We start from the raw sequence: 25,580 nt of genomic DNA on the forward strand, positions 1-25,580 counted from the left end.
GGGTGTTGCGCTGCGTACTCTGGCTGACATGCGGCATCGGTGATGGCGCGTTGGTGATAAGCAACGAACATGAGGAGCGCGTGAATGCGTAACTGTCTGGTGATGGGGGCGGCAGGATATATCGGTTCCTATCTGGTACCCCACCTGCAAACCCTGGGTTACAGGGTGATTGCCGGGGCACGACGCCCTTGCCGCCTGCCGGAGGGGGTGGAGTTTCGCCTCGCCGACAGCCTCAAGCCCATCACCCTGCTGCCTGCGCTGGCGGGCATCGATACCGTCTTCTATTTGGTGCATGCCATGGGGGCGGGGGCCGATTTTCACCGGCTGGAGCAGCAGGGGGTGAAGAACTTTGCCGCCGCTGCCCGCGCCGCCGGGGTGCGTCGCATCATCTATCTGGGGGCGATCCAGCCCGAGCAGTGCAACAGTCGCCATCTCAACTCCCGCCGTCATTGTGGCGAGCTGTTCCGTGACTCCGGCGTGCCGACGGTTGAGCTGCGCTCTGGCATCATCATCGGGCCCGGCTCGGCGGCGTTCGAGGTGATGCGGGATCTGGTGTTCAACCTCCCGCTGATGGTGACGCCGAAATGGGTGCGCTCGCGCACGCCGCCGATTGCGCTGTCCAACCTGCTGCACTATCTGGGCGGGCTGGTAGAGGCCGACGAGGTGGATGGCCACATCTTCAACGCCGTCGGCCCCGAGCTGCTCAGCTATCAGCAGCAGTTGCAGAAGTTCGCCGCCCATATCGGCAAGCGTTGCCCCATCATTCCCATTCCGTTTCTGAGCCCGCGTCTCTCCGCCTGGTGGCTGCAGTTTGTCACCTCGGTACCGCAGCCGGTGGCCAAGGCGCTGGTGGGTGGCCTCAAGCACGACATTCCGGCCGATGATGGCCCGCTGCGAGCTCTGCTGCCGCAAACCCTGCTCAGCTTCGACGAGGCATTGGCGGAGAGTCTGGCGCTGGAGCAACGACTCGGTGCTGAACAACAAGGCCAGCAGACGCCCCTCGGCCTGCGCTGGCGCCATCCCGAATATGGGTTCTACGACCGTACCGCCAGTGGCGATGCCATCTGTCTCGCCTCGCCCAAGGTGGTGTGGGAGGTGCTGCAGCAACTGGGGGGTGAGCAGCGTTACTTCTACATGAATGAGCTGTGGGTGGTGCGCGAGTGGATGGATCACCTGATCGGTGGTCCGGCCCGCACCCGTGGCCGCAGCAACCCGGATCAGTTTGTCAAAGGCGATATGCTCGACTCCTGGCAGATCCTCGGGGTGGATGAGGGGCGCAGGCTCGACTTGCTGTTCAACATGAAGGCCCCCGGCGTGGGTCGGCTGGAGTTCATTATTTTGCCGGAGGAGTCTGGCCTGACCCGACTCAAGGTGACGGCCCACTGGCATCCGCAAGGGGCCTGGGGGCTGGCTTACTGGCTGGCCATGCTGCCGTTCCACCTCTTCATCTTTCAGGGGATGACTGAGGCCATCGCCAGACAGGCGGAGGCGAAAGCCGGCATTCCTGTGATGGATTGAGGGCGGACTGCGCCCTCGTCCTATCGCCGAACCTTATCCATGTCAGACAGGAGCCGAGGCTGAAACGCCTTTCGGCTCCTTCTCTTATGCCTCTTGGATATTGTCATTGCTGCCTGGAAGACTCGCTCCTGCTGCCTTGCAGCCCGATATAGATGTGCGTCTTTCGACAAAGACTGGCATCATGCCCCGGTATTTATGCAATTCAGGTGTGTAACTAATTAATAAAGAAGGAATTATGAAGAAAAAACCGTCAATTCTGGGGGGCGCCTGCATCATTGCCAGCGTCTGCGTGGGAGCCGGCATGCTCGGTCTGCCGAGTTCGGGGGCGGGAGCCTGGACCCTCTGGTCGGTGCTGGCACTGACCGTCACCATGGTGATGATGACGCTGTCTGGCTGGATGCTGCTGGAGTCGTTCCAGCACTACGATATGCGGGTTTCCTTCAATACCGTGACCCGCGAGCTGCTGGGGGAGAAGCTCAACCTCCTCAACAACCTCTCGGTCTACTTTGTTGGCGGCATTCTGATTTACGCCTACATCACCTCCTCCGGTGCCATCTTGCAGGGGATTCTGGGGATCGACAGCAAGCTCGCCTCGGTGCTGTTCGTGGCGATCTTCTCGCTGGTGGTGTGGCACTCGACCCGCGCCGTTGACCGAATTTCGGTGGTGCTGATCGCCTTCATGATCCTCAGCTTCGCCCTCGGTGTGGCCGGGTTGCTCGGTAATATCAAGCTGCCGACCCTGCTCGATCTGGCAGGCAGTGAGAGCGGTTACGCCCCCTATGCCATGGCGATGCTGCCGGTGGCGCTCACCTCGTTTGGCTATCACCACTCGGTTGCCTCCCTGCGCGCCTACTACCAGAACGAGCAGCAGGCCCGATGGGCCATTTTGGGGGGAACCCTGATCGCGCTGGTGCTCTACGTGCTCTGGCTGCTGGGGATCTTCGGCAATCTGCCCCGTCAGGATTTTGCCCCCGTGATTGCCCAAGGGGGTGACGTGAGCGTGCTGCTTTCCGCGCTCTCCGGGGTGATTGAATCGGAGAAGGTGGCTAGCGCCATCAACGGCTTCTCCATGGCGGCTATTCTCTCCTCCTTTATCGGGGTGGGGCTCGGGGTGTTCGACTATCTGGCGGATCTGTTCAAGTTCGACAACAGCCGCGCCGGTCGCAGCAAGACCTGGGCGGTTACCTTCCTGCCGCCGCTGGTGCTTTCGCTGCTCTTCCCGTTCGGTTTCCTGCTGGCCATCGGCTATGCCGGTGCCGCCGCGACCATCTGGACCTGCATCATCCCGGCGCTGCTGGTGCTGCGTACCCGGGCACGGGCCGAGCGGGGTGAAGTGACACCCCACTTCGTCACCCCCGGCGGCAAGCTGATGGCCTGGCTGCTGATCCTGTTCGGGTTGGCGACCGCGCTGTTCCACTTCCTGTCGATGGCAAATCTGCTGCCGGTCTATCTGGGCAACTGAGTCAGGTCTACAGCACTGACAGAAAGGGCGACAAGGCCAACTTGCCGCCCTTTTTTGTCCCATTTTTTGCCCCGCATAGCAGCATCTATAACTAAAGTGGTAGTTGCGGGTGGGGTAAGGTACTGAAATAACTGGTCTGATCTGGCTGGCAGCAGCATGATCTGCTGGGCATGCCCACCGCTTTCTTTTATGATCCCCGCCCTTCTGCGTGCCCCCTGTCGGCACCTCATTTGCACCAACCACATCGGGGTCCCCCATGTCCGATCTGCGTCAACAAGCTCTCGATTACCACGCCCAGCCGGTACCCGGCAAAATTGCCATCGCCCTGACCAAACCGGCCGAGACCGCCCACGATCTGGCGCTGGCCTACAGCCCGGGTGTCGCCGAGCCGGTGCGCGAGATCGCCGCCAACCCGGCCGATGCCTACCGCTATACCGGCAAGGGCAATCTGGTGGCCGTCATCTCCAACGGCACCGCCATTCTGGGGCTGGGCAATCTGGGGCCGCTCGCCTCCAAGCCGGTGATGGAGGGCAAGGCCCTGCTGTTCAAGCGCTTCGCCGGTATCGACGCCATCGACATCGAGGTGAAACACGAGACCAGCCAGCAGTTTATCGACACGGTAGCGGCCATCGCCGATACCTTTGGCGGCATCAATCTGGAAGATATCAAGGCGCCTGAGTGTTTCGAAATTGAAGAAGCGCTGATCGCGCGCTGCGACATTCCGGTGTTCCACGATGACCAGCACGGCACCGCCATCGTCACCGCTGCCGGTCTGCTCAACGCGCTGGAAGTGCAGGGCAAGCTCATCAGTGACAGCCGCATCGTCTGCATGGGGGCGGGGGCTGCCGCGACCGCCTGTATGGATCTGTTGATCAAGTGTGGCGCCAATCCGCACAACATCTTCATGCTGGACCGTCAGGGGGTGATTCACACCGGCCGCAGCGATCTCAACAAGTACAAGCAGCGTTTCGCCAACGAGACCTCGCTGCGTACTCTGATGGATGTCATTGCAGGTGCGGACGTGTTTGTCGGCGTCTCCGGCCCCAATGTGCTGCCCGCCGAAGCGGTCGCCCTGATGGCACCGAACCCGGTGATCTTCGCCTGCTCCAACCCGGACCCGGAGATCAAACCGGCGCTGGCCCACGGGGTGCGCAGCGATCTCATCATGGGCACCGGCCGCTCCGACTACCCGAACCAGATCAACAACGTGCTCTGCTTCCCCTTCATCTTCCGTGGTGCACTCGATGCCCGCGCCAGCCGCATCAACGATGCCATGAAGATCGCCGCGGTCGAGGCGATCCGTGGTCTGGTGAAGGAGCCGGTGCCGGCCGAGGTACTGACCGCCGCCGGGGTGAGCACGCTCACCTTCGGCAAGGATTACGTCATTCCCAAGCCGATGGATGCCCGCCTGCTGCCACGGGTCGCCCGTGCCGTGGCGCTGGCGGCGGTGGCCTCCGGCGTTGCTCGTACCGAGCTGCCCGCGGACTACATGCTGTAATCTGCGTTGCAAACGGCCCCTTTATCGGGGCCGTTTTTGTTGCGGCATCCCGTGACAGCCCAAGGCGCAGCCTGTGCAGCAAATGGGCGGATATGGCGGCAATCCGGGGTCAAAGGTGGCCAAACAGCGCGCCACTCTGACACAATGTCTGCATGACGATGCTTACGAGAATCAAGATGCAGCAGCAAATCAGCGGCCGTTTGGCCCACGCCCTCTCCTTTGTGCGCCATGATGGTCGCCACTTCGCCCAGTTTGTCTGGGGCCGTTTCCAACAGGACAGATTGACGGTCACCGCCGGTTATCTGGCCTATGTCACCCTGCTCTCGCTGGTGCCGATGATCGCCGTGGTCTTTGGCATGATGTCCGCCTTTCCGGTGTTCCAGAGCCTCAAGCAGGAGATGGAGCAGTTCGTCTACCACAACTTCGTGCCGACTGCCGGGGACATGCTCAAGGAGTACATCGACGGCTTCGTCGCCAACGCCACCAACACCACGGCGGTGGGGATCGGGGCGCTGGTGGTAGTGGCCCTGATGCTGATCTCCGCCATCGACAAGAACCTCAACTACATCTGGCGCTCGACCCAGAGTCGCCCCCTGGCGCAGGCGTTCGCCATGTACTGGATGATCCTGACCCTGGGGCCGGTATTGATTGGGGCCAGCATCGCCATCTCCTCCTACATCTTCTCCCTGCGGCTGTTTGGCGCCGAGAGCCTGTTCGGCATCGGTTATCTGCTGCTGCGCGGCTTGCCGTTCCTCTTCTCGGTACTCACCTTCCTGCTGGTCTATACCGTGGTGCCCAATTGCAAGGTGCGGCTGATCCACGCCTTTATCGGCGCGTTGCTGGCGGCCACCCTGTTCGAGCTGGCCAAGCGTGGTTTTGCCATCTACATCACCAACTTCCCCTCCTATCAGGCCATCTATGGCGCGCTGGCGACCATCCCTATCCTGTTTGTCTGGGTTTATCTCAGCTGGCTGGTGGTGTTGTTCGGCGCAGAAGCCACCGCCTGCCTCGGCGAATACGAGAAACCGGCTAGCGAAGAGCCGGGCTAAGCCATCGCCTTGGCCACCGGTTTATTGGTAGCATCGACGACCGCCCCCGTGAGGGGGCGGTCGTTCTGTTTTGAGAGGACCGCGCCATCTTGCTCGATGGCAGTGTCAGAAAAAGTGCGTCCGATTTAACGTAACGCCCCCTTAAGCGCATAGCGGACTAACGGCGTATGAGTAAACGTCATCGCGCCTATTGTTTAACCTTTCTTAAATGTCTCCGCGTTCCCTGAGGATTTTCATCGCAATGCTTTTTTCTGAGCTGCTCGCAGAGAAAATACCATCGTCTTTTATTAGGCGTTTTAGCTCTTCACTGCGCTTGCTTTCTAAGCGCATTTTTATGGCGTGAAGCTCATTAGATTTTTCTTCTAATGCGTTTGCAGCACCCTTTGCAAGCTTGCCTGCTGTATCCCAAAAGCCCATTTTATCTCTCCTAATAATTACCCAGTCGAACTTATTTGGCTCGCCTCAGAATTCTGAATTTAAAGTACGTTAAGTAATTCTAGGCCCCGCAACGGCGCTGCTTTGCGCAAATAACGCCCCCTAGAAACCGCATTTTCGTGGTTCTCGAAACTCGGCTGTTTCAGTCGTGTGATACGAGAGTGGTTTTTGATAAAGTAACGACCCATGCCAGCACTGGCGTAGGTCGGATTCTCACTGACACTGCTCACAAACGATCGTTTGTGAGCGCGCCCACCGAGTCAACCGCTTACCGTACTTTAAATTCAGAATTCTGAAACGCCCCCTGATAGCAGCACCTAAGTTACTGCTTTATTGGCGATGAGCTGATATGTTTACTTCTGCATTTAGGGCAGTAATCTGGTGTGCCGAACCCCGCTCTGCTAGTCCACTCATACTTACAATCTGAACACTTAGCTCGATATACAACTGTCATTATTTACTACACCTCTAGTTGATTATTTATACGTAGACTAATCTATTAGCCTTCTGATTCGCGCTCGAGACGCTCTTTTTCTTTACGAGCGGCAATGCGATTACAAGCCCTCTCATGGACTTCCATGGCATTCATTCGCTGTTCTTCGGTAGCATCAGCTTTATTTAGAATCTTCTCACTCGAAGATTTAAGTACGGTGTCAAGACCCGTTGTCGCCGCAAACTGGGCGACGTTAACAACTCCCTTACCTAATAACTTAGCTCCGGCTATCGCCGTTTCTTTGGCTCCAAAAGCATCCTTAACATCATCAAATGCTTTCGATAAATTAAAAAAACCCATATGTATCAACCACCTAGCAGAAAATATATCCATACAAACACTACTTGGTATAGTACACAAAAAAACAAATCCAAATGACACCTTAGATCACATAATCGCGATTTGACCACGTTAGCCTCCCATGCCAAAGCGAATTGGTTTTTGCTGTTGAGCTCCCAATTTTGAGGCGCGTTGGCGACCATCCCGATCCTGTTTGTCTGGGTTTACCTCAGCTGGCTGGTGGTGTTGTTCGGTGCAGAAGCGACCGCCTGCCTCGGCGAATACGAGAAACCGACCAGCGAAGAACCGGGCTGAGCCATCGCCTTGCCCACCAGTTTATTGGTAGCATCGACGACCGCCCCTGTGAGGGGGCGGTCGTTCTGTTTTGAGAGGAGAGGGATGTGATTGCATTGATTCAGCGGGTCAGCGAGGCCAACGTGACCGTCGAGGGCGAAGTGACCGGTGCCATCGGTCAGGGGCTGCTGGTGCTGCTCGGGGTGGAGCAGGGGGATGACGAGGCCAAGGCCGACAAGTTGCTGCACAAGGTGAGCGGCTACCGGGTGTTCAGTGACGAGAATGGCAAGATGAACCTCAATGTCAGCCAGGTGGGCGGCAGCCTGCTGGTGGTCTCCCAGTTTACCCTGGCGGCTGACACCAAGAGCGGGATGCGCCCCAGCTTCTCCTGCGGCGCTCACCCGAGCGAAGCCGAGCGGCTCTATGACTACTTTGTGGCCAAGTCTGCTGCCAGCGGCATCCCGACCGAAACCGGCCGTTTTGCCGCCGACATGAAGGTGGCGCTGGTCAACGACGGCCCGGTTACCTTCTGGCTACAGGTCTGAGGATGTTTCATCCCGTGGCGTGACATGGACGATCACGTTGATGAGCCCCGCGACCGGATAAGGTGTAGCCGGGCCAATCCACTGTTCCATCAGTGTCAGGGCATGGGTTAGCTCCAGCTCGGTGCGCGGCAGCAGGTTGATAACCAGGGTACCGCAGAGGCGGGGGGCCAGCGCCCGGTAGAGTCGCTCCTGAAACAGCAGCAGCGGGTTGCCATCCTGACTGAAGAGATCGAGCAGGATGAGATCGTACTGTTGCTCGCTCTGTTCGAGAAAGGCCAAGGCATCGGCCTGATGGAGTACCGGAGCGGCTTGCTCATCGTGCTCCTGATGCTGGAAAAACTGCTGATAAACGGTCAGCACCTCTTCGTCGAGGTCGACGCACTCGTGGCGGGCATCGGGCCAGCGCTGGTGCAGATGGCGGGTGAGATCGCCGCCCCCCAGCCCCAGTTCGAGGATCCGGGTGGCCTGCTCGGGCAGCAGGCAGGCGATGACCCGCTGATGGGGCAGACAGAGGGCGGCGGGGTCGGCGAGCGACATGGCGGATTGCACCACGCCGTCTATCTCCAGCCAGCGATGCTGGTCATTTTCCTGTACCGTGAGGCGGCGCTGGGGTTTGACGCTCAGGTGCAACAAGTGATCGGCTTGGTACGCTTGCAGATTGAAGTCCATGAATTTGCACGGCAAGATGGTTTCCGGCCAGTGTAACTCAAGGATGAAACTATGTATCGGGTAGTCACCCCACAGACAGCGGCCGAGCTGGGTACTTACTGCAGGCTGCGCTGGGAACCTCTGCGTAAGCCCTTCAATCTGCCAGTCGGCACAAACTCAAGGATGAAACTATGTACCGGGTAGTCACCCCTCAGAGTTCAGCGGAGCTGGGTACTTACTGCAGGCTGCGCTGGGAACGTCTGCGAAAGCCCTTCAATCTGCCGGTCGGCGCAAACTCAAGGATGAAACTATGTATCGGGTAGTCACCCCACAGACAGCGGCCGAGCTGGATGCCTACTACCAGTTGCGCTGGGAACTTCTGCGTAAGCCCTTCAATCTGCCGGTCGGTTCCGAGCGGGACGAATACGACACCGTCGCTATTCACCGGCTGATGCTGGCACCCGATGGCACCCCCATCGCGGTGGGCCGCCTCTTTATCGGCGGCGACGAGGCGCAGATCCGCTTTATGGCGCTGCGCCCCGAATATCGCGGCCAGGGGCTGGGTGCCCAAATGGTGGAGGATCTTGAGCAGCTGGCCCGCAGCGAGAAGGTGAAACGGCTGGTGATGAACGCCCGTCAGGAGGCGGTGGAGTTCTATCGCAAGTGCGGCTTTCTTGAAGTGGGGGGCGGCCCCGTCTCCTTTGGTCGCATTCCCCATCGCCAGATGATCAAATCCCTGAGCCCGTTGCAGACCATCCAGTACCGCCCGGAGTGGTGTCAGGATCTCACCACCCGCTGGTCGCGCGGGGTGCCCATCAGCGAGAAGATGGGGATGCACATCAGCCACTACGACGGCCAGACCTTCCACCTCAAGGCCAATCTGGCGGCCAACTTCAACGTGCATGGCAGCATGTTCGCTGGCAGTGTCTACAGCCAGTGCGTGCTGGCGGGCTGGGGGCTGATCTGGCTGCAACTTAAAGAAGAGGGGCTGGTGGGCGAACCGGTGCTGGCCGAGAGCACCATCAAATATCATGGTCCGGTCGATGAAGAGCCGGAGGCGCGGGTGGCCCGCGAGGGGATGCCCGCCGTGCTGCAGCCGCTCAAGCGGGGCGAGCCGGTTTCCTTCAGCCTCAAGATCCAGCTGTTCAGCGGCAGCAAGTTGGCAGCTGAGTTCTGCGGCCACTACGTGGTGCAGCCACCCCGCCGCCCGGGCCAGTAACCGCCCCGTTTCCCCATCAAACAACAAGGCCTCATCATGAGGCCTTGTCTGTTTTTACCCTTGCGGGCTATCGGTTGTCTGCCCGGCTTGGGCTTTCGGCGCGGGAGCCGGTCGCCAGAGCGGAGCGCTGTTGCCTTGTGGCGGATAGCGTACCCCCACCTCCCAGCCGCAGGCATCTTGCTGCTGCGGGAAGCTCCAGACCAGCGTGGGGGCCGTCAGCGGCCCGCGCCACTGGCCGAGCAGCTCGGCGCAGCGGTTGCCGTTGAGGATCCCCAGATCGAGCTGCCACTGCTCGTTGACCAGATCAATCCCCCCTTGCAGCGCCAGCAGATGGGTGATGGTGGAGGCGCCAGCCTGTTCAATCTGCAGTTGCCCCTTGTCGATCTTGCCCTGCAGCTTGATGCGGTAGAAGGGGGTGTCACCCTCCTGCATCCCTTGCCACAGCTGATCCGGCGTCAGGGTGGGCGGGGTCGCCCCCTTGAACCACTCATCCAGCAGCGGGTCTATCTTCACCTTGTCCCAGAACGGCTCGTCGGCATCGAGAGCAAAGCTGCCCTGCAGGGTCTGGCGCCACTCGCCAGCTGCCTTACCGTGTTCGGCTTGCAGGTCGGCGCTCACGTCCGCTTTGCCGGCGAAGGAGAGAGGGGCGTGGAATATCTTGCCCCACTGCACCAGATCGAGCTTGGTTGCCTTCAACTGCAGGGTGCTGCTCTGGCCCGGTTCGCGGCCCCATTGGCCACTCAGGCTGAGGCTGCCCTCATCCGGCAGCGAGCTGGTGAGCTTGCCCAACTGCCACGAGCTGGGGGTCAGCTCCCCATCCAGCTCGCCGTTACGGGCGCTGAGGCCATCCCACACCAGCTCGAACCACTTGCTCTCGATGCGGGCACGGCCGAGCAGCGGGCCGGGCTGGTTATCGCGCAGGGCGAGATCGCTCAGATAGAGCTGCCAGCCGGTCAGCGACAGGGGCAGAGTATCGTCGAAGGAGAGCACCTTGAGCTTGTCGAACGCCAGCTTGCGGATATCCACCTGCTGCGGGCGCCAGCTCTGCCAATCCTGCCACCACCCCTGCGGCAGGCTGATATCCATGCCGCTCAGCGCCACGTCTTTCAGGGTCAGCTTCTGCTGCTGGCTATCGAGGGAGAGCTCGACGTTGAACTCCCCTTCATAGGCCTTGCCCTGTAGTTCGGCATCGATCTGCTGGGAGGAGAAAGCGAGCTTGCCCTTGATCTCCTCCAGCTGGAACAGGCCGCGGCCCATGTCGCCAAGAGTGCCGGTCAGATAGCCGGTAGGCTGGCTACCCGCCTGCCAGTTGAAGGCGGTGAGCTGGCCGCTGAAGTTGTTGAAGGAGAGCTCCTGATTGATGTCGTTGAGGCTCACGGCATCCAGCTGGCCGCGATCCAGCGACACGCTTTGCAACGGGAAGCGCTGCGGGAAGCCTTGCTGCGTCAGATCACCCAGCTCTACCCGCATGCCGCGCGCCTTGAGATCGTGCAGTTGCAGGGTGCGGGCGGGCCAGTCCAGCACCATGCCGGTCTCCAGCAGACCGTCGAACAGGTTGGTCACCAGCTTGTCGGTGCGCAGCACTTCCCCCTCCAGCCGTCCTTGCAGATTGAGGCGGGCCAAGGTGAATTGCGGGGTCTCCAGCTGGCCAATGTTGAGGCTCAGGTTGGCCTGTGGTTGCCGTTTCGGGTCGATCAGCTCCCAGTCGCTCAGGGTGGCATTGAGGCCGCGCAGGGTCAGCTCGCTGCTCTCCAGACTGAGGCGATCGATTGTGCTGTCGCTGATGGTGAGGGAGTGCACCGGCAGGCTCGGCAGCAGATTAGATAACGATTGAGGCGGCGGCAGTTTGATGGCCGGGCGAATGAGATCGAGATGGGCGATGCGCACGTCGCGGCTCAGCCAGTCGATGCTCTCGATCTCCAGATAGATCTTGTCGAGGGAGACCGCATCGCCGTAGCGCACCTGCTCCGCCAGCAGGGTGTAGGGGTGAAGCGGGTTGAACACCAGCCGCCCTATGGTGACCGGCACGCCGGTCTGCTGGCTGATCCAGCTGGCGATAGGGCCTTTGGCGCGCTCGGCGTCGAACAGGCCGAGGGCAACCCAGACCAACAACAGCAGGAAGGCGAAGGTGTAGAGCAGGCCGCGTAGCCAGGAATTCATGGATGCTTTCCTCCTGTTTTGGGGTGTGTTGTCAGGCGTTTGAGTAGTGGTCCCGCAGACCGAGCCAGCGGCGGATCAAGGGTTCAACATGGCTGGGATGACGATCCATCAGGAATCTCGCCATCTTTTGTACCTGCGGAATAAGCGGCTGGTCGCGCACCAGATCGGCGATCTTGAGGTCGGCAAGGCCAGTCTGGCGGGTGCCGAGCAGTTCCCCCGGGCCGCGCAGTTCCAGGTCGCGCTGGGCGATCAGGAAGCCGTCGTTGGTCTCCCGCAGTACCCCGAGCCGGCTTTGGGCCGTCTTGGACAAGGGAGCATGATAGAGCAGCACGCAGTGGGAGGCCACCGATCCCCGGCCAACCCGGCCGCGCAGCTGGTGCAGCTGCGCCAGCCCCAGTCGCTCCGGGTTTTCGATGATCATCAGGCTGGCGTTGGGCACATCCACCCCCACCTCGATGACGGTGGTGGCAACCAGTAGTTGCAGTATGCCCGCCTTGAACTCCTCCATCACCCGCTGTTTCTCCACCGGCCGCATCCGACCGTGCACCAGCCCGATATGCAGGCCGGGCAGCTGGGCTTGCAGTTCGATGGCGGTATCCTCAGCGGCCTGACACTCCAGTACCTCCGACTCCTCGATCAGGGTGCAGACCCAGTAGGCCTGCTTGCCCTCGGTGCAGGCGAGCTTGACCCGTTCGATCACATCGCCGCGACGGCTGTCGGGCAGCGCCACCGTGGTGATGGGGGTACGGCCTGGCGGCAGCTCGTCGATCACCGAGGTATCGAGATCTGCATAGGCGGTCATCGCCAGGGTGCGGGGGATAGGGGTGGCGGTCATGATGAGCTGATGGGGATGTACTCCTTCCCGCTCCCCTTTCTCGCGCAGGGCGAGCCGCTGGTGCACCCCGAATCTGTGCTGTTCATCGATGATCACCAGCGCCAGACGCTGGAACACCACCTGCTCCTGAAAGATGGCGTGGGTGCCCACCACCATCTTGACGCTGCCATCGGCGATGGCGGCCAGCGCCTCTTCCCGCGCCTTGCCTTTCTGTTTGCCCGCCAGCCAGCCGACACCGATGCCGAGCGGTTCCAGCCACTTGGCGAAGTTGATGGCGTGCTGTTCGGCCAGCAGCTCGGTCGGCGCCATCAAGCCCACCTGACAGCCGTTGCCGATGGCTTGCAGGGCAGCCAGCGCCGCGACCAGGGTCTTGCCGGAGCCCACATCCCCCTGCACCAGCCGCATCATGGGGTGGCTCTGCTGCAGATCCTTAGCTATTTCGGCCACCACCCGGCTTTGGGCGCCGGTGGGCTTGAACGGCAGGGCGCCGAGCAGCTGTTCAACCAGCGCGGGCGCCGGTTTGAGGGCGCGGGCCAGCTGGGTTTGCGCCTGCGCCCGCACTTTCAATACCGAGAGGTTGTGAGCCAGCAGCTCTTCCAGCACCAGCCGTTGCTGGGCCGGATGCTGGCCGCTTTCCAGCAGTGGCAGCGCCACCGAGGGGGGCGGACGGTGCAACAGTTTCAGAGCGGCGGCCAGTTCAATCTGGTGGGGATAGAGTCCGGCGGGCAGCAGCTCCTCGACCCCGTAGAGGTCGAGCTGGGCCAGCGCCTGATCGGTGAGGTTGCGCAGGGTGAGCTGGCGCAGCCCTTCGGTGGTCGGGTAGACGGGGGTGAGCGCCTCTTCGGTCTGGCCCGCTTGCTCCTCGCCGAGCAGCTTGTACTCGGGGTGGGCCATCTCCAGCCCGTATTTGCCGGGGCGCACCTCGCCAAAACAGCGGATCAGGCGGCCCGCCGCCAGACTGTTCTTCTGGGCGGCGGTGAAGTTGAAGAAGCGCAGGGTGAGGGTGCCGGTGCCATCGCTGATGCGACAGACCAGCATGCGACGGCGCCCCATCACCAGCTGAGTGTCCTGGATTTCGCCCTCGACAGCGCCGTGCAGTCCGGGCGGCAGATCGCCGATGGGCCACACCTGGGTGCGATCCTCGTAGCGCAGGGGGAGGTGGAACAGCAGATCCTGTACCGTGGCCAGCCCCAGTCGCTCGAGTTTTTCCTGCATCTTGCTGCCGACGCCCTTGAGGCTGTCGAGGGAGATTTTATCCAATTTCATCAATTAGATGCCCAAAAGCACTGTAAATATGTCCAGATGATAGGGGTTGTTGCTGGCCCGATGCAAGCCGAGTTGCTGCTGGCAGGGCCGCCGCTGCGGGGGAAACGGCGGATATAACAAAGGCCTGCCGAAAACGGGAGGCCTTTGGGTAGCTGCCGGTGAGTGCGATGCACCCCGGAGTCAGATGATGCGTTTTAGCAGCAAATGCGCCTTCACTCTGTGGATCCGTCCCAACAGCTTGCGCACCTGTTCCGGGTAGTCCTGAATTTGCTCTACCTGATCGAAGTGGCTGATCCGCTTGGTGTTGGCCAGAATGTTCTCCCGCTCGGCGTTGAACTGGGGACGCAGCAGGTGGCGGCGATCGTGCACCAGCAGGCCGTTTTCCAGATCCAGCGTCCAGGCGCGAGGATTGAGATTATTGCCGGTGAGCAGGGCCCACTCATCGTCCACGAAGATCCCCTTGAGATGGTAGGAGTTGCGTTCGCAACACCAGAGCATCAGGTTGAGGCGACCGTCGTCGATATGACGCTGGTTGTGCTCGGCAAACTTGCGCAGGTTGGTCTCGTAGAGATAGGGCAGACCGCCGATGGTGGAGAATTTTTCCTCCGGCGGAATGAAGAAGTCGTTGGCGGTCTTGTCGCCTACCACGATCGTCACCTTGCAGCCGCGCTGCAGCAGATCTTCGATATCCTTGCTCAACTCCTTGGGCGGATTGAAGTAAGGGGTGCAGATGAAGATCTCCCGCTCGGTGGAGCGCACCAGATTGCGGATCATCAGGTTGAGCTGGTTGTTGCGCTTGCCCAGACCCACCATGGGAGTGACGGCCACTTCCTGAGTGTTGACCGGCATGGCGCTGAAACGATACTGGCTCTGGCGCAGGCTCTGCTTGAAGCGGCGGATCGGCCCCTTCAGCTGCTTGGCGCTGGGGATGTCGCTGTGATCCAGCCGCTGCACCGCGTCGCTCTTCACGAACAGGTCATCCACATAGTTGACCATGCTGCGGGCCAGCTCCGGGCTGGTGATCTGGTGATAGCGGTCGAAGCGGTAGCGCTCCTGCTGGTGCAGGTAGATGTCGTTGAGGCTGGCGCCGGAGTAGAGCACCACGTCATCGAAGATGAAGCCCTTGAGGTGCAGCACCCCGAGCAGCTCACGTCCTTTGACCGGAACGCCGTAAATTTCGATCTGGTGCTTGTGGCTGGCGGCCATCTCCTGATACATCAGATGGTTACCACCTTGCTTGCCCTTGCCGATCAGGCCGCGCTGGGCACGGTGGAAGTCGACGCACAGCTTGATGTCGAGAGCCGGATTGCGCTGCTTGGCGGCGTAGAGGGCAGAGAGGATCTCCCGGCCTGCTTCGTCATCCTGCAGATAGAGCGCCACCAGATAGATGCGTCGGGTGGCACTGGCGATCAGCGCAAGAATGCGGCGTTTGAAATCCTCGGCGCTATAGAGCACCTCAAACTGATCCGCCACCACGGCGATCTGGGGCAGCCGTGCCAGCAGTTGTCGATAATGGGCCGATGAATGCATAGATAAACCTGAAATCACGGGATTAAGCGTTCCGCTCGGAGCGATGAATAGGCGATTCTAGCAATCTCACCCTCTGGGCCAAAGCAAGAATCGTCAGAAAGATGAAAAAGGCCTCACAAGTGAGGCCTTTTTGTCAGCTTTTACCTCTTATCAGAGGAAGCTGTAGATGATCATCGCCATCACACCGCCGGTGGTGCCGATGATGGTTTCCATCACGGTCCAGGTTTGCAGGGTCTGTTTTTCGGTGAGGCCAAGGTAGCGGTTGGCCAGCCAGAAACCGGAGTCGTTGACGTGGGAGAGCACGATGGAGCCGCCGCCGATGGCGATGGTGACAGCCGCCAGCTGGGCACCGTTGAGGCCGAGGGGTTCCAGCATCGGCAGCACCAAGCCACAGGCAGTCAGCATGGCGACGGTGGCGGAGCCCTGAATCACCCGCACCGCGGCCGCCAGAATGAAGGCCAGCGCGACTATGGGCAGACCTGAGTCGGCCAGCATGTTGCCAAGGGCTGCGCCCACGCCGGAATCCACCAGTACCTGCTTGAACACGCCACCGGCACCGGTCACCAGGATGATGACACCGGCTGGCTGGATGGCGCTGTTGCAGACGCTCATCACCTCGTCACGGGACATGCCGCGGCGAATACCCAGCAGGTAGAAGGCGGCCAGACAGGCGACCATGATGGCGGTGAAGGGGTGACCGATGAACTCCAGCCAGTTGTGCAGGGTGGAGCCGGTCTCGACGAAGCGACCGACGATAGTCTTGAGGCCGATCAGCAGCAGCGGCAGACCGATCAGACCCATCGCCAGCCCGAACGAGGGCAGGGATTTGCTGTCATCGTGGATGCTGTTCTGGGCATCGGCAGGTAGCGGTACATCGACGATCTTGCTGATGAAGTCACCGAACAGCGGGCCTGCCAGGATCAGCGCAGGTACGGCGGCGATCAGACCGAACAGGATCATGTAGCCAAAGTCGGCACCCAGCTGGGACGCCACCAGGATCGGGCCCGGCGCCGGGATCAGGAACGCCTGGCAGGTGGCGATACCCGCCAGCAGGGCGATACCGATTTTCACCACGCTGCCGCCGCCACGACGGACGATGGCGAAGGCGACGCCGATCAGCAGCACCACGGCCACGTCAAAGAACAACGGCAGGGCGCAGACAAAGCCGGTCAGCGCCATGGCCCAGTTGGCGCGCTGGACTCCGAACTTGCCGAGCAGGGTGTGGGCCACCCGGTCGAGGGCGCCGGTCACTTCCATCACCTTGCCGAACATGGCGCCCAGCGCCACCACCACGGCGACGAAGCCGAGGGTGCCACCCATCCCTTTCTGGATGGTGGCGGCAATATCGGCCGGGTTCATGCCAGCGGCGAGACCCGCCACCATGGAGACCAGGATCAGGGCGACCACGGCGTGGAGCCGGGCCTTCATTACCAGAAAGAGCAGCAGCACGATCGAGCCGGCGGCCGTCATGATCAAAGAGATATCCGACATTGTTCTCTGTTCCTTGTTAGTTGTTCAGTGGCAATGCCGCAGGACTCATTACTAGCCATAACATTATGATTTATTTGTATATATGGCTAGTCTGCAGCATCAGGCACGGGGCCGGCGAGTGTTAGTTTCAGTCTGTGGCCGACTTCACATTTTCAGGCGTTACCGGTAACATGTTACCGGTAACGTGATAGATTAGAACCCATCAACAGCTGGTTTTTTGAAAAGTGGGACAGAGGTCAAATTATGGCGGGTAAGTGCATTATCGTGATGGGTGTATGTGGCAGCGGCAAATCAAGCGTTGGCATGAAAGTAGCCGAGGCGCTAAATGCCAAGTTCATTGATGGCGATGATCTGCACCCCAAGGCCAACATCCAGAAGATGGCTGGCGGCAATCCCCTCAACGATGAGGATCGTGCCCCCTGGCTGGAGCGGATCCGCGATGCCGCCTACAGTCTCGAACAGAAGAACGAGACCGGCATCATTGTCTGTTCCGCCCTCAAAAAGCAGTACCGTGACCAGATCCGCGAAGGTAACGAGTCGGTCAGCTTTATCTTCCTCGATGGCAGCCAGCCGCTGATCCTCGAGCGGATGCGCGCCCGCAAAGGCCATTTCATGCGGGAAACCATGGTACAAAGTCAGTTCGATACTCTGGAGCGCCCCGAGGGCGAAGCCGGTGTATTCCACATTGATATTGACGGCACCTTCGAACAGGTGGTTGATCGCGCCGTCACTGCATTGGAGCAAGCCCAATGATTCATCAGGTAATTTCCGACGTCACCGCCCGTATCCGCGAGCGCAGTGCCGCCCGTCGTCAGGCTTTTCTGGCCCGTATCCAGCGTCAGGCCGAGCAGGGCAAGACCCGCGCTGCGCTGGCCTGTGGCAACCTGGCGCACGCCGTGGCTGCCTGCAGCAGTGACGAGAAGGGTCGCATTCTCGACATGACCCGTGCCAACGTCGGCATCGTCACCGCTTACAACGACATGCTGAGTGCCCATCAGCCCTATCAGGGCTATCCGGACCAGATCAAGGCCGCGCTGGCCGAGCTGGGCCACAGCGCTCAGGTCGCCGGTGGCGTGCCCGCCATGTGCGATGGGGTGACTCAGGGTCAGCCGGGGATGGACATGTCCCTCTTCTCCCGCGACCTCATCGCGCAGGCGACCGCGCTGTCGCTCTCTCACAACACTTTCGACGCCACCCTGCTGCTCGGCATCTGCGATAAGATTGCGCCGGGCCAGATCATGGGGGCGCTCTCCCACGCCCATCTGCCCACCGCCTTCGTACCGGCTGGCCCGATGGCGAGCGGCATCAGCAACGATGAGAAGGTGAAGGTGCGCCAGCAGTACGCGGCCGGTGAAGTGGGTCGCGCTGCCCTGCTGGAGATGGAGTGCGGCGCCTACCATGCGGCGGGTACCTGCACCTTCTACGGCACCGCCAACACCAACCAGCTGGTATTCGAGGCCATGGGCCTGATGCTGCCGGGCTCCGCCTTTGTGCATCCCCATAGCGAACTGCGCCGCGCCCTCACCGATGAGGCTGCCCGCCGCATCAGCGCCATGATCCCGGGATCTCCGGCTTATCGCCCGCTCAGCACAGTGCTGGACGAGCGCTCGCTGGTCAACGGTCTGGTGGCCCTGCTCGCCTCCGGCGGCAGCACCAACCACAGCATCCACATGGTGGCGCTGGCCCGCGCGGCCGGTCTGGTACTGACCTGGGATGACATCAGCGATCTCTCCGACGTGGTGCCGCTGCTGGTGCGCATGTACCCGAACGGCCCGGCCGACGTCAACGCCTTCGAGCAGGCGGGCGGTGTGCCCGGGATGATGCGCCGTCTGGCCGAAGATGGGCTGATCCACATGGATGCCACCCCGGTGTTTGGCGAGATGCAGGATTACCTCAGCCGCCCGGCGCTGGTCGATGGCAAGTTGCAGTGGCAGCCGGTTGGCGAAAGCAGCGACGCGAGCGTGCTCTCTCTCTCTGGCTGCGTGTTCCAGGCCACCGGTGGCACCAAGCTGCTGGCGGGCAATCTGGGCCGCGCCGTGGTAAAGGTCTCCGCCGTCGCCCCCGAATATCGGGTGATTGAAGCCCCGGCGCTGGTCTTCTCCTCCCAGCATGCGGTGGAAGCCGCCTACAAGGCGGGCGATCTCAATCAGGATGCCGTGATCGTGGTGCGCCACAATGGTCCGGCCGCCAACGGCATGCCGGAGCTGCACAAGCTGATGCCAGTGCTCGGCAACCTGCAGAAGGCGGGTCACAAGGTGGCGTTGGTCACCGATGGCCGTCTCTCCGGTGCCTCCGGCAAGATCCCGGCTGCCATTCACATTACACCAGAAGCGCTGCACGGCGGGGCCATCGGCCTGTTGCAAGATGGCGATCTGCTGCGAGTGGATGCAGTGAGCGGTCGCCTCGACTGCCTGACCGATTTGAGTGGCCGCACCCAGGCCGAGATTGACCTCACTCTGGAACAAGAGGGGTGGGGTCGTGAACTGTTTAGCGTGATGCGTCGCGCAGTATCGAGCGCCGAGTGTGGCGCCACCATTTTTGATTAAGAGCTGACTAAGGAAGAGCTATGCAGAACTGGAAAGTGACCCCTGCCGAAGTGTTTGCCGCCTCTCCGCTGGTGCCCGTGATGGTTATCAACGAGCTGGATCAGGCCCTGCCGATGGCCAAGGCGCTGCTCGACGGCGGCATCTCCGTCTTCGAAATCACCCTGCGCACTCCGGTAGCCCTCGACGCCATCGCCCTCATCGCCAAGGCGATGCCGGATGCCATGGTCGGTGCCGGTACCGTGCTCAACTGCGCGCAGTTTGACGCTGCCGTTGCCGCCGGTGCCCGCTTCGTCATCTCCCCGGGGATGACTCCGGCCCTGCTGGCCCACGCGGCCAGCAGCACAGCGCCGCTGATCCCGGGCGTGGCTACGCCGTCTGAAGTGATGCAGGCGCTGGAAGCGGGCTACGACCACCTGAAGTTCTTCCCGGCCGAAGCAAACGGCGGCACCAAGGCGCTCTCCGCCATTGCCGCACCGCTGCCCCAGGTGAAGTTCTGCCCCACCGGCGGTATCGGCCCGCACAACGTGGCCGACTATCTGGCGCTCAAGTGCGTCGCCACCGTTGGCGGCTCCTGGATGTTGCCGGCCGATGCGGTCAAGAGCGGCAACTGGGAAGAGGTGACTCGCCTCTCCCGCGCTGCGGTTGAAATGGTTAAACGCTAAGCGCTAGCCATTCAGAAAAATCAAACAGGCCACCCTCGGGTGGCCTGTTCTGTTATCGGCTAATGGCGGTCACATGGGGGCGTAGCAGTAGTGCGTCGCGACACCAACCGGTGCAGGAAGGGGTTAGCCCAAGCTTTCTCCCAGATAGAGGGAGAAGCCGATATCCTTGCGTGTCTCGGTCTGTGGCTGGCCGCTGAGACGGGCCAGCAGCATGGTGGCTGCCTCCATGCCGATCGCTTCCCGCGGGGTGGCAATACTGGCCAGTTTGGGGGTCATGGCGTGGCCAATATCGAGGGCATTGCTACCGGCGATGGCGATCTGTTGTGGCACCGGGATCCACTTTGCCTGGCACTGCAGCAGGGCGCCGACCGCCAGATCATCGTTGGTGCAGAACAGACCGTCGAGGTCGGGATAGCGTACCAGCGCCTGATCCAGCAGCTCGCCGCCGAGGGTAAAGGTGGAGGACTGTTCGGTCAGCAGATGCTTGCCCGTGAGGCCGAAGTCAGCCATCGCCTGATAATAGCCCTCCATCCGCAGCTGGGTTCGCACGTCGAGCCGGGCCCCCAGATAGACCACCTGACGCCTGCCCCGGCGCAGCATCTCTGATACCATGGCCCGGGCCGCGGCCCGGTGATCCATGCCGACAACCATGTCGATGGGATTGGGTGGCAGATCCATAGTTTCGACCACCGGAATGCCAGCGGTGGCGATCATCTTGCGGGTGCGCTCGGTGTGCTGGCTGTCTGAGAGGATCAGGCCATCAACATGATAGGAGAGCAGCGACGCGATCTGTTCCTCCTCTCGTTCCGGGCTGTAACTGTAGTGCGCTAGCAGGGTTTGATACCCGGCAGGGCGGGTGACCGATTCGATGCCGTGGATCACCGCCGAGAAGACCTGGTTGGAGAGGGAGGGGATCAGGATACCGATCGCCTTGCTGGTGGCGTTGGAGAGAATATCCGGCGCCCGGTTGGGGATATAGCCCAGCTCTTCCACCACCGCCGCGATCCGCTCGCGGGTACCCTCCGCCACTGTCTGCGGGTCGCGCAGATAGCGGCTGACAGTCATCTTGGTCACGCCAGTCTGGTCGGCGATATCTTGCAGGGTGGGGCGGCGCTTGCGGGTGGTGTTCATCGGGGTGTCCAGCATGGATGTTACATGTAACATTACCGTTTTCGGCCGACAAAGTCAGCATATGAAACCGTAGTAAGAGGAGTTTTCGATGATCAGAGGCAAGCAGTTCGTGGATGTCCGGTTCGAGCAGCAGGATGTGGAGGGGGAGCAGTTCTCGGAGTGCCGCTTTATCGGCTGCAACTTCTCCTGGCTGGATCTGAGCGATAGTCGTTTCATCGATTGCAGCTTCTACGATCGGGAGAGCGAGCGGGGCTGCCTGTTGCAGGGCTGCGACTTGCGGGAGACCAGCTTTCTGCGTTGCGATCTCACCATGGCCGATTGCAGCCGCAGCCAGTGTCTGGGGCTGGAGATGCGCGATTGTCAGGCGGTCGGCATCAACTTCGGCCACGCCAGTTTTGCCAACCAGATCACCGCCAAGAGCTACTTCTGCGAGGCCCATCTGACCGACAACAACTTCAGCTACGCCAGCTTCGAGGGCTGCCTGCTGGAAAAGTGCGAGCTGACCGGCAACCGCTGGCAGGGGGCCAACCTGTTCGGCGCCTCGCTGGCGGGTTCAGACCTTAGCGGTTCCGAGTTTGGCCAGATCGAGTGGACCAGCTTCAAATTGCAGGGCTGCGATCTGCGCCAGTGCGATCTGCCGGGGCTGGATCTGCGCCGGGTTGACCTGCAGGGAGTGCAGATCAACGAGGATCAGCAGCAGACTTTGCTGGAACAGATCGGTCTGGTCGTGTTCCCCTGAGTTGACCGAAAAATAGGTAATTTTTCATCAAATGGGGACCGACAGTGAGTGGCGGTGCTCCTGAAACGACAAAAGCCTGCGTGATGCAGGCTTTTGTCGTGAGCGTGTGACGCGCTTGTCGGTCGGGTTAACTCAACCCTTGGCCAGCCACTTGGTCGGGTTGATGGCCTCGCCCTGATGGCGAATCTCGAAGTAGAGGCCGGGCCTGTCCTGGCCACCACTGTCACCCACCAGTGCCACCGGTTCACCCTGTTCCACATTCTGACCCACTTGGCGCAGCAGCGACTGATTGTGACCATAGAGGCTCATATAGCCCTTGCCGTGGTCGATCACCAGCAGCATACCGAAGCCATCCAGCCAATCGGCGTACACCACCTGACCGGCTGCCACCGCCTTGACCTGGGTCCCTTCACTGGCACCGATCAAAGTACCCTTCCACTTGAGCTGGGCGGTGCGTGGTGAACCGTAGGAGATAAGGATCGGCCCCTGTACCGGCCAGCGCAGGCTGCCAGTGGTGCTAAGGCCACCGTAGCCGCCAGTACTGGCCTTGGCGCTGTTACGCGCGGCGGCTTGCTGTTCCGCTACCCGGTTCTGTTGCTTGGCGACTTTCTGCTGCTCGGCGGCGAGCCGTTGCTGTTCGCCGATCTTCTGCTGTTGCGCCGCGATCCGCTGTTGTTCGGCAATTCGCTTCTGTTCGGCGGCCAGACGTTGTGCCTCGAGACGGCGCTGGCGTTCTTGCTCTGCTTTTAACTTGGCAAGGCGTTCCCGCTCGGCCCGTTCACGGCGCTCCTGCTCTTCGCGCTTGCGGCGCAGCTCTTCCAGCCGGGCTTTCAGCGCTTTCTCCGCCTTGACCAGTTTGGTGAGCTTCTGTTCATCATCCTGTACCGATTGCTGCAGCTGGTTACGCACCTTGGCCCGGCTCTGCTGGCTGGCCAGCAGGGTCTGGTGGTGCTCTTGTTGCTCGCCGAGCAGAGATTGCAGTCTGGTTTCGGTCTCTTTGGTGGCCCGCTGGTTTTTCGCCAGCTTGTCGTGGGTGGCGCGCAGGGCGTCAATGGCCTCGATGCGGGCCTTGTTGAGGTAGTCGTAGTAGTCGAGGGAGCGGCTCAGTTTGGCCGGGTCCTGCTGGTTGAGCAGCAGTTTGAGGTAGTCGTGGTTGCCCGCCAGAAAGGCGCTTTCCGCCTGTTTGGCCAGCAATTGCTTTTGATGTTTGGCTTGTTGTTCCAGTCCCAGCTTGTCTTTTTGCAGGGTTGCCAGCTTCTGCTGGTTCTGCTGCAGTTGCTGCTTGGTCTGGTTGAGCTTGGCGGCGGCCGTCGAGATAGCCTGCTCGTCAGCTTTGAGTTGGGTATTGAGCTTGGCAAGCTCCTCTTTGCTGAGCTTGATGGTCTGCTGTTGCTCTTTGATCTGGGACTGCATGGCGCCCAGCTGCTGATTGGCGGCAACCGCCGGACTGGCGCCAAACGACAGACAAAAAAACAGCGCGCCGGCCAACAGGCCGACGCGACTGGTTTTCTGTGAAATAACTTCGCATCCCCGCATGGGGACGGATTATTTCAGAATCATCAGGGGCTTACCAGTCATTTCCGGCGGCACCGGCAGACCCATCAGGGTCAGCATGGTGGGGGCCAGATCGGACAGTTTGCCACCTTCAGCGACCTCGGCTTTGCGACCGACATAGATAAGCGGCACTGGCAGGCTGGTGTGGGCGGTGTGGGCCTGACCGGTCTCTTCATCCTGCATCTTCTCGGCGTTGCCGTGGTCGGCGGTGATCAGGCACTCGCCACCCACTTCGCGCAGGGCTTCGGTGACGCGGCCAACACAGTGGTCAACGGCTTCACAGGCTTTGACGGCGGCATCGAACACACCGGTGTGGCCGACCATGTCGCCATTGGGGTAGTTACAGATGATGACGTCGTACTTGCCGCTCTTGATGGCTGCAACCAGCTTGTCGGTCAGCTCTTCGGAGCTCATTTCCGGCTGCAGGTCGTAGGTAGCCACTTTCGGGCTGGCGACGATCTCGCGATCTTCGCCGGTGAAGCAGGACTCTTCGCCACCGTTGAAGAAGAAGGTGACGTGCGCGTACTTCTCAGTTTCGGAGATGCGCAGCTGGGTCTTGCCCTGCTTGGCCAGCCACTCACCCAGGGTGTTGACCAGGGCAGTCGGCGGATAGGCACAGGCAGTTTTGATGTCGGCCGCATATTCGGTCAGCATCACGAAGTTCAGCTTTGGCTCAACTGCACGGGCGAAACCGGTGAAGTCGGCATCCACGAAGGCGCGGGTGATTTCACGGGCGCGGTCGGCACGGAAGTTCATGAAAATCAGCGCATCGCCGTCTTCCATCGGTGCAGCTTCGCCGATGCGGGTCGCTTTGACGAATTCGTCGTTCTCGTCACGGGCATAGCCGGCAGCCAGCGCTTCGGTGGCGCTGTTGGCGGTGAACTCGCCCTTGCCCTGAGTCATCAGGTCATAGGCTTGCTGCACGCGATCCCAGCGGTTGTCACGGTCCATGGCGAAGTAACGGCCGATCATGGAGGCGAAACGACCCTTGCCCAGCTTGGCGAACAGGGCGTCGAACAGCTCAATGGAGGATTGGGCGGAGCGCGGCGGAACGTCACGGCCATCCAGGAAGGCGTGCAGGTAGATCTTCTCGGCGCCACGCTTGGCGGCCATTTCGATCATGCCCATGATGTGCTCTTCGTGGCTGTGTACGCCACCCGGAGACATCAGGCCCATGATGTGGACGGCTTTGCCGTTGGTCACGGCAGCATCAACAGCCTTGGCCAGCTCGACGTTCTGGAAGAAGTCGCCATCTTTAATGTCTTTGGAGATGCGGGTCAGCTCCTGATAGACGATGCGACCGGCGCCGATGTTGACGTGGCCCACTTCGGAGTTACCCATCTGGCCATCCGGTAGACCGACATCCAGGCCGGAGCCGGAGATCAGGGTGCTGGTGTAGTCACGGGCCAGGCGATCGAGGTTGGGAGTCTTGGCGGCAGCGACGGCGTTGTGCTCTTGCTTGGTGCTATAGCCCCAACCGTCCATGATGACCAGAACCAAAGGTTTCTTAGCTGTTGACATAAGACTATGTCCTCTCGGATTGGAAAAAATGCGGGAAATGAAACTAGCGTAATATTACTACATCTGCCGAAATAGTCACCTGATAGCCAAGGGGGGCTCCCGAGCCCCCGCAAGCCACGCCCTTACTGCCATGCTCACTGTCTGCTGATGATGGGAGCCTGCTCGCGCTTTGCCGCCAAGATGGCTGATCTTATCAATACCCCCATGTATACTCGGGCCCTTGTCTTGGTCCCTGGATAGTAGAAGATGCAAGAGTATTTGGATTTTGCGACCCGTAACCCGCTGCTGACCGCAGCCTGGTTGGGTCTGGCTGGCACCCTGGTTTACACCACTGTGCGTGCCCGTTTTTCTCCGGTAAAAACCGTCAATAACCACACAGCCACTCTGCTGATCAACCGTGAGAATGCCACTGTAGTGGATATTCGCAGTCAGGAAGAGTACGCCAAGGGCCATCTGGCCGGTGCCCAGCATCTGCCGCTGACCCAGATCCAGAGCAATAATCTGGGCCCGGTTGAAAAGCATAAAGATGCCCCCATCATAGTGGTGTGCGAGTCGGGCATGACTGCGGGCGGCGCGGGTCGTCAGCTGAGCAAGGCCGGTTTCAAGCAGGTATATGTGCTCAGCGGTGGTATGGCTCAATGGCGTGCAGACAATCTGCCGGTAACCAAAAAGCGCTGATTGATTTAAGGGCCTGTGCCCACTTAT

At 60.8% G+C, this 25,580-nt stretch carries 21 protein-coding genes and 3 pseudogenes; 14 read left to right on the forward strand and 10 right to left on the reverse strand.

What is annotated here, in order from left to right; genetic code table 11:
- The first annotated feature begins 84 nt into the window (after nucleotides 1-84).
- From CK911_RS18085 to CK911_RS18105, 4 genes are all read left to right on the forward strand, one after another.
- Nucleotides 85-1,518: a DUF2867 domain-containing protein gene (locus tag CK911_RS18085; protein WP_098971703.1), complete on the forward strand. Its 1,434-nt coding sequence runs from the start codon at nucleotides 85-87 to the stop codon at nucleotides 1,516-1,518.
- Between the two features lie 235 nt (nucleotides 1,519-1,753).
- Nucleotides 1,754-2,980: an aromatic amino acid transporter gene (locus CK911_RS18090; RefSeq protein WP_098971705.1), complete on the forward strand. Its 1,227-nt coding sequence runs from the start codon at nucleotides 1,754-1,756 to the stop codon at nucleotides 2,978-2,980.
- A 256-nt stretch (nucleotides 2,981-3,236) separates the two neighbouring features.
- Nucleotides 3,237-4,478 (forward strand): malic enzyme-like NAD(P)-binding protein, encoded by a 1,242-nt coding sequence (locus CK911_RS18100; protein WP_098971709.1) that lies wholly within the window; start codon nucleotides 3,237-3,239, stop codon nucleotides 4,476-4,478.
- A 176-nt stretch (nucleotides 4,479-4,654) separates the two neighbouring features.
- Nucleotides 4,655-5,527 (forward strand): virulence factor BrkB family protein, encoded by an 873-nt coding sequence (locus CK911_RS18105; RefSeq protein WP_098971711.1) that lies wholly within the window; start codon nucleotides 4,655-4,657, stop codon nucleotides 5,525-5,527.
- A 204-nt stretch (nucleotides 5,528-5,731) separates the two neighbouring features.
- Here CK911_RS18105 and CK911_RS18110 read toward each other — a convergent pair whose 3' ends face one another.
- Both CK911_RS18110 and CK911_RS18115 read right to left on the reverse strand, forming a co-directional pair.
- Nucleotides 5,732-5,944: a hypothetical protein gene (locus tag CK911_RS18110; RefSeq protein ID WP_040099369.1), complete on the reverse strand. Its 213-nt coding sequence runs from the start codon at nucleotides 5,942-5,944 to the stop codon at nucleotides 5,732-5,734.
- 517 nt (nucleotides 5,945-6,461) lie between these two features.
- Entirely contained in the window at nucleotides 6,462-6,788 is a 327-nt protein-coding gene (locus tag CK911_RS18115; protein WP_157774569.1) for a hypothetical protein, read from the reverse strand.
- A gap of 132 nt (nucleotides 6,789-6,920) precedes the next feature.
- Here CK911_RS18115 and CK911_RS21250 point away from each other — a divergent pair.
- Nucleotides 6,921-7,049: pseudogene (locus tag CK911_RS21250) on the forward strand (YhjD/YihY/BrkB family envelope integrity protein); the annotation flags it as partial.
- A gap of 86 nt (nucleotides 7,050-7,135) precedes the next feature.
- A complete protein-coding gene (gene dtd / locus CK911_RS18120) occupies nucleotides 7,136-7,573 on the forward strand; it encodes a D-aminoacyl-tRNA deacylase (protein WP_098971713.1) in 438 nt (145 codons plus the stop codon).
- On the opposite strand, the gene CK911_RS18125 is transcribed toward dtd, so the two are convergent.
- A complete protein-coding gene (locus CK911_RS18125; protein ID WP_172954111.1) occupies nucleotides 7,562-8,242 on the reverse strand; it encodes a spermidine synthase in 681 nt (226 codons plus the stop codon). The two genes, dtd and CK911_RS18125, sit on opposite strands and share 12 nt — an antisense overlap.
- A gap of 51 nt (nucleotides 8,243-8,293) precedes the next feature.
- Here CK911_RS18125 and CK911_RS21665 point away from each other — a divergent pair.
- The 3 genes and pseudogenes from CK911_RS21665 to CK911_RS18130 form a co-directional block, all read left to right on the forward strand.
- Nucleotides 8,294-8,395: pseudogene (locus CK911_RS21665) on the forward strand (GNAT family N-acetyltransferase); the annotation flags it as partial.
- 17 nt (nucleotides 8,396-8,412) lie between these two features.
- A pseudogene (locus tag CK911_RS21555) lies at nucleotides 8,413-8,514 on the forward strand (GNAT family N-acetyltransferase); the annotation flags it as partial.
- Nucleotides 8,515-8,531: 17 nt separating this feature from the next.
- Nucleotides 8,532-9,440 (forward strand): bifunctional GNAT family N-acetyltransferase/hotdog fold thioesterase, encoded by a 909-nt coding sequence (locus CK911_RS18130; RefSeq protein WP_042059211.1) that lies wholly within the window; start codon nucleotides 8,532-8,534, stop codon nucleotides 9,438-9,440.
- A gap of 54 nt (nucleotides 9,441-9,494) precedes the next feature.
- Here the strand turns inward: CK911_RS18130 and CK911_RS18135 are convergent, their stop codons facing one another.
- The 4 genes from CK911_RS18135 to gntU form a co-directional block, all read right to left on the reverse strand.
- Complete coding sequence (locus tag CK911_RS18135; RefSeq protein WP_098971717.1) at nucleotides 9,495-11,600, reverse strand: AsmA-like C-terminal region-containing protein; 2,106 nt, start codon at nucleotides 11,598-11,600, stop codon at nucleotides 9,495-9,497.
- A 31-nt stretch (nucleotides 11,601-11,631) separates the two neighbouring features.
- Complete coding sequence (gene recG / locus CK911_RS18140) at nucleotides 11,632-13,701, reverse strand: ATP-dependent DNA helicase RecG (protein ID WP_172954053.1); 2,070 nt, start codon at nucleotides 13,699-13,701, stop codon at nucleotides 11,632-11,634.
- Nucleotides 13,702-13,881: 180 nt separating this feature from the next.
- Complete coding sequence (pssA, locus tag CK911_RS18145; protein WP_172954054.1) at nucleotides 13,882-15,231, reverse strand: CDP-diacylglycerol--serine O-phosphatidyltransferase; 1,350 nt, start codon at nucleotides 15,229-15,231, stop codon at nucleotides 13,882-13,884.
- A gap of 150 nt (nucleotides 15,232-15,381) precedes the next feature.
- Nucleotides 15,382-16,722 carry a gluconate transporter gene (gntU, locus tag CK911_RS18150; RefSeq protein ID WP_042018292.1) on the reverse strand — a complete coding sequence of 447 codons (1,341 nt, stop codon included), beginning with the start codon at nucleotides 16,720-16,722 and terminating at the stop codon, nucleotides 15,382-15,384.
- 243 nt (nucleotides 16,723-16,965) lie between these two features.
- Between gntU and CK911_RS18155 the strand changes: the two genes are divergently transcribed.
- Genes CK911_RS18155 through CK911_RS18165 form a run of 3 tightly spaced genes read left to right on the forward strand, consistent with a single transcriptional unit; the run spans nucleotide 16,966 to nucleotide 19,930 of the window.
- Nucleotides 16,966-17,475, forward strand: a complete 510-nt coding sequence (locus CK911_RS18155) for a gluconokinase (protein ID WP_068978188.1) — start codon at nucleotides 16,966-16,968, stop codon at nucleotides 17,473-17,475.
- Nucleotides 17,472-19,268: a phosphogluconate dehydratase gene (edd, locus tag CK911_RS18160; RefSeq protein WP_098971723.1), complete on the forward strand. Its 1,797-nt coding sequence runs from the start codon at nucleotides 17,472-17,474 to the stop codon at nucleotides 19,266-19,268. Before CK911_RS18155 ends, edd begins: the two co-directional genes overlap by 4 nt.
- A gap of 20 nt (nucleotides 19,269-19,288) precedes the next feature.
- A complete protein-coding gene (locus CK911_RS18165) occupies nucleotides 19,289-19,930 on the forward strand; it encodes a bifunctional 4-hydroxy-2-oxoglutarate aldolase/2-dehydro-3-deoxy-phosphogluconate aldolase (RefSeq protein WP_098971726.1) in 642 nt (213 codons plus the stop codon).
- Between the two features lie 123 nt (nucleotides 19,931-20,053).
- On the opposite strand, the gene CK911_RS18170 is transcribed toward CK911_RS18165, so the two are convergent.
- On the reverse strand, nucleotides 20,054-21,061 hold the full coding sequence (locus CK911_RS18170; RefSeq protein ID WP_098972788.1) for a substrate-binding domain-containing protein: 1,008 nt from the start codon (nucleotides 21,059-21,061) through the stop codon (nucleotides 20,054-20,056).
- 88 nt (nucleotides 21,062-21,149) lie between these two features.
- On the opposite strand from CK911_RS18170, the gene CK911_RS18175 reads away from it, so the two are divergent.
- Entirely contained in the window at nucleotides 21,150-21,800 is a 651-nt protein-coding gene (locus CK911_RS18175) for a Qnr family pentapeptide repeat protein (RefSeq protein ID WP_068978189.1), read from the forward strand.
- 132 nt (nucleotides 21,801-21,932) lie between these two features.
- On the opposite strand, the gene CK911_RS18180 is transcribed toward CK911_RS18175, so the two are convergent.
- A complete protein-coding gene (locus CK911_RS18180) occupies nucleotides 21,933-23,336 on the reverse strand; it encodes a peptidoglycan DD-metalloendopeptidase family protein (RefSeq protein WP_098971728.1) in 1,404 nt (467 codons plus the stop codon).
- 9 nt (nucleotides 23,337-23,345) lie between these two features.
- Entirely contained in the window at nucleotides 23,346-24,875 is a 1,530-nt protein-coding gene (gene gpmM, locus CK911_RS18185) for a 2,3-bisphosphoglycerate-independent phosphoglycerate mutase (RefSeq protein ID WP_042018284.1), read from the reverse strand.
- Between the two features lie 246 nt (nucleotides 24,876-25,121).
- On the opposite strand from gpmM, the gene CK911_RS18190 reads away from it, so the two are divergent.
- Nucleotides 25,122-25,553 carry a rhodanese-like domain-containing protein gene (locus tag CK911_RS18190; protein ID WP_042018282.1) on the forward strand — a complete coding sequence of 144 codons (432 nt, stop codon included), beginning with the start codon at nucleotides 25,122-25,124 and terminating at the stop codon, nucleotides 25,551-25,553.
- Nucleotides 25,554-25,580: the final 27 nt, after the last annotated feature.

Origin of the sequence: Aeromonas sp. CU5 (genome assembly GCF_002586745.1) — a bacterium.
Lineage (GTDB): Bacteria > Pseudomonadota > Gammaproteobacteria > Enterobacterales > Aeromonadaceae > Aeromonas > Aeromonas sobria.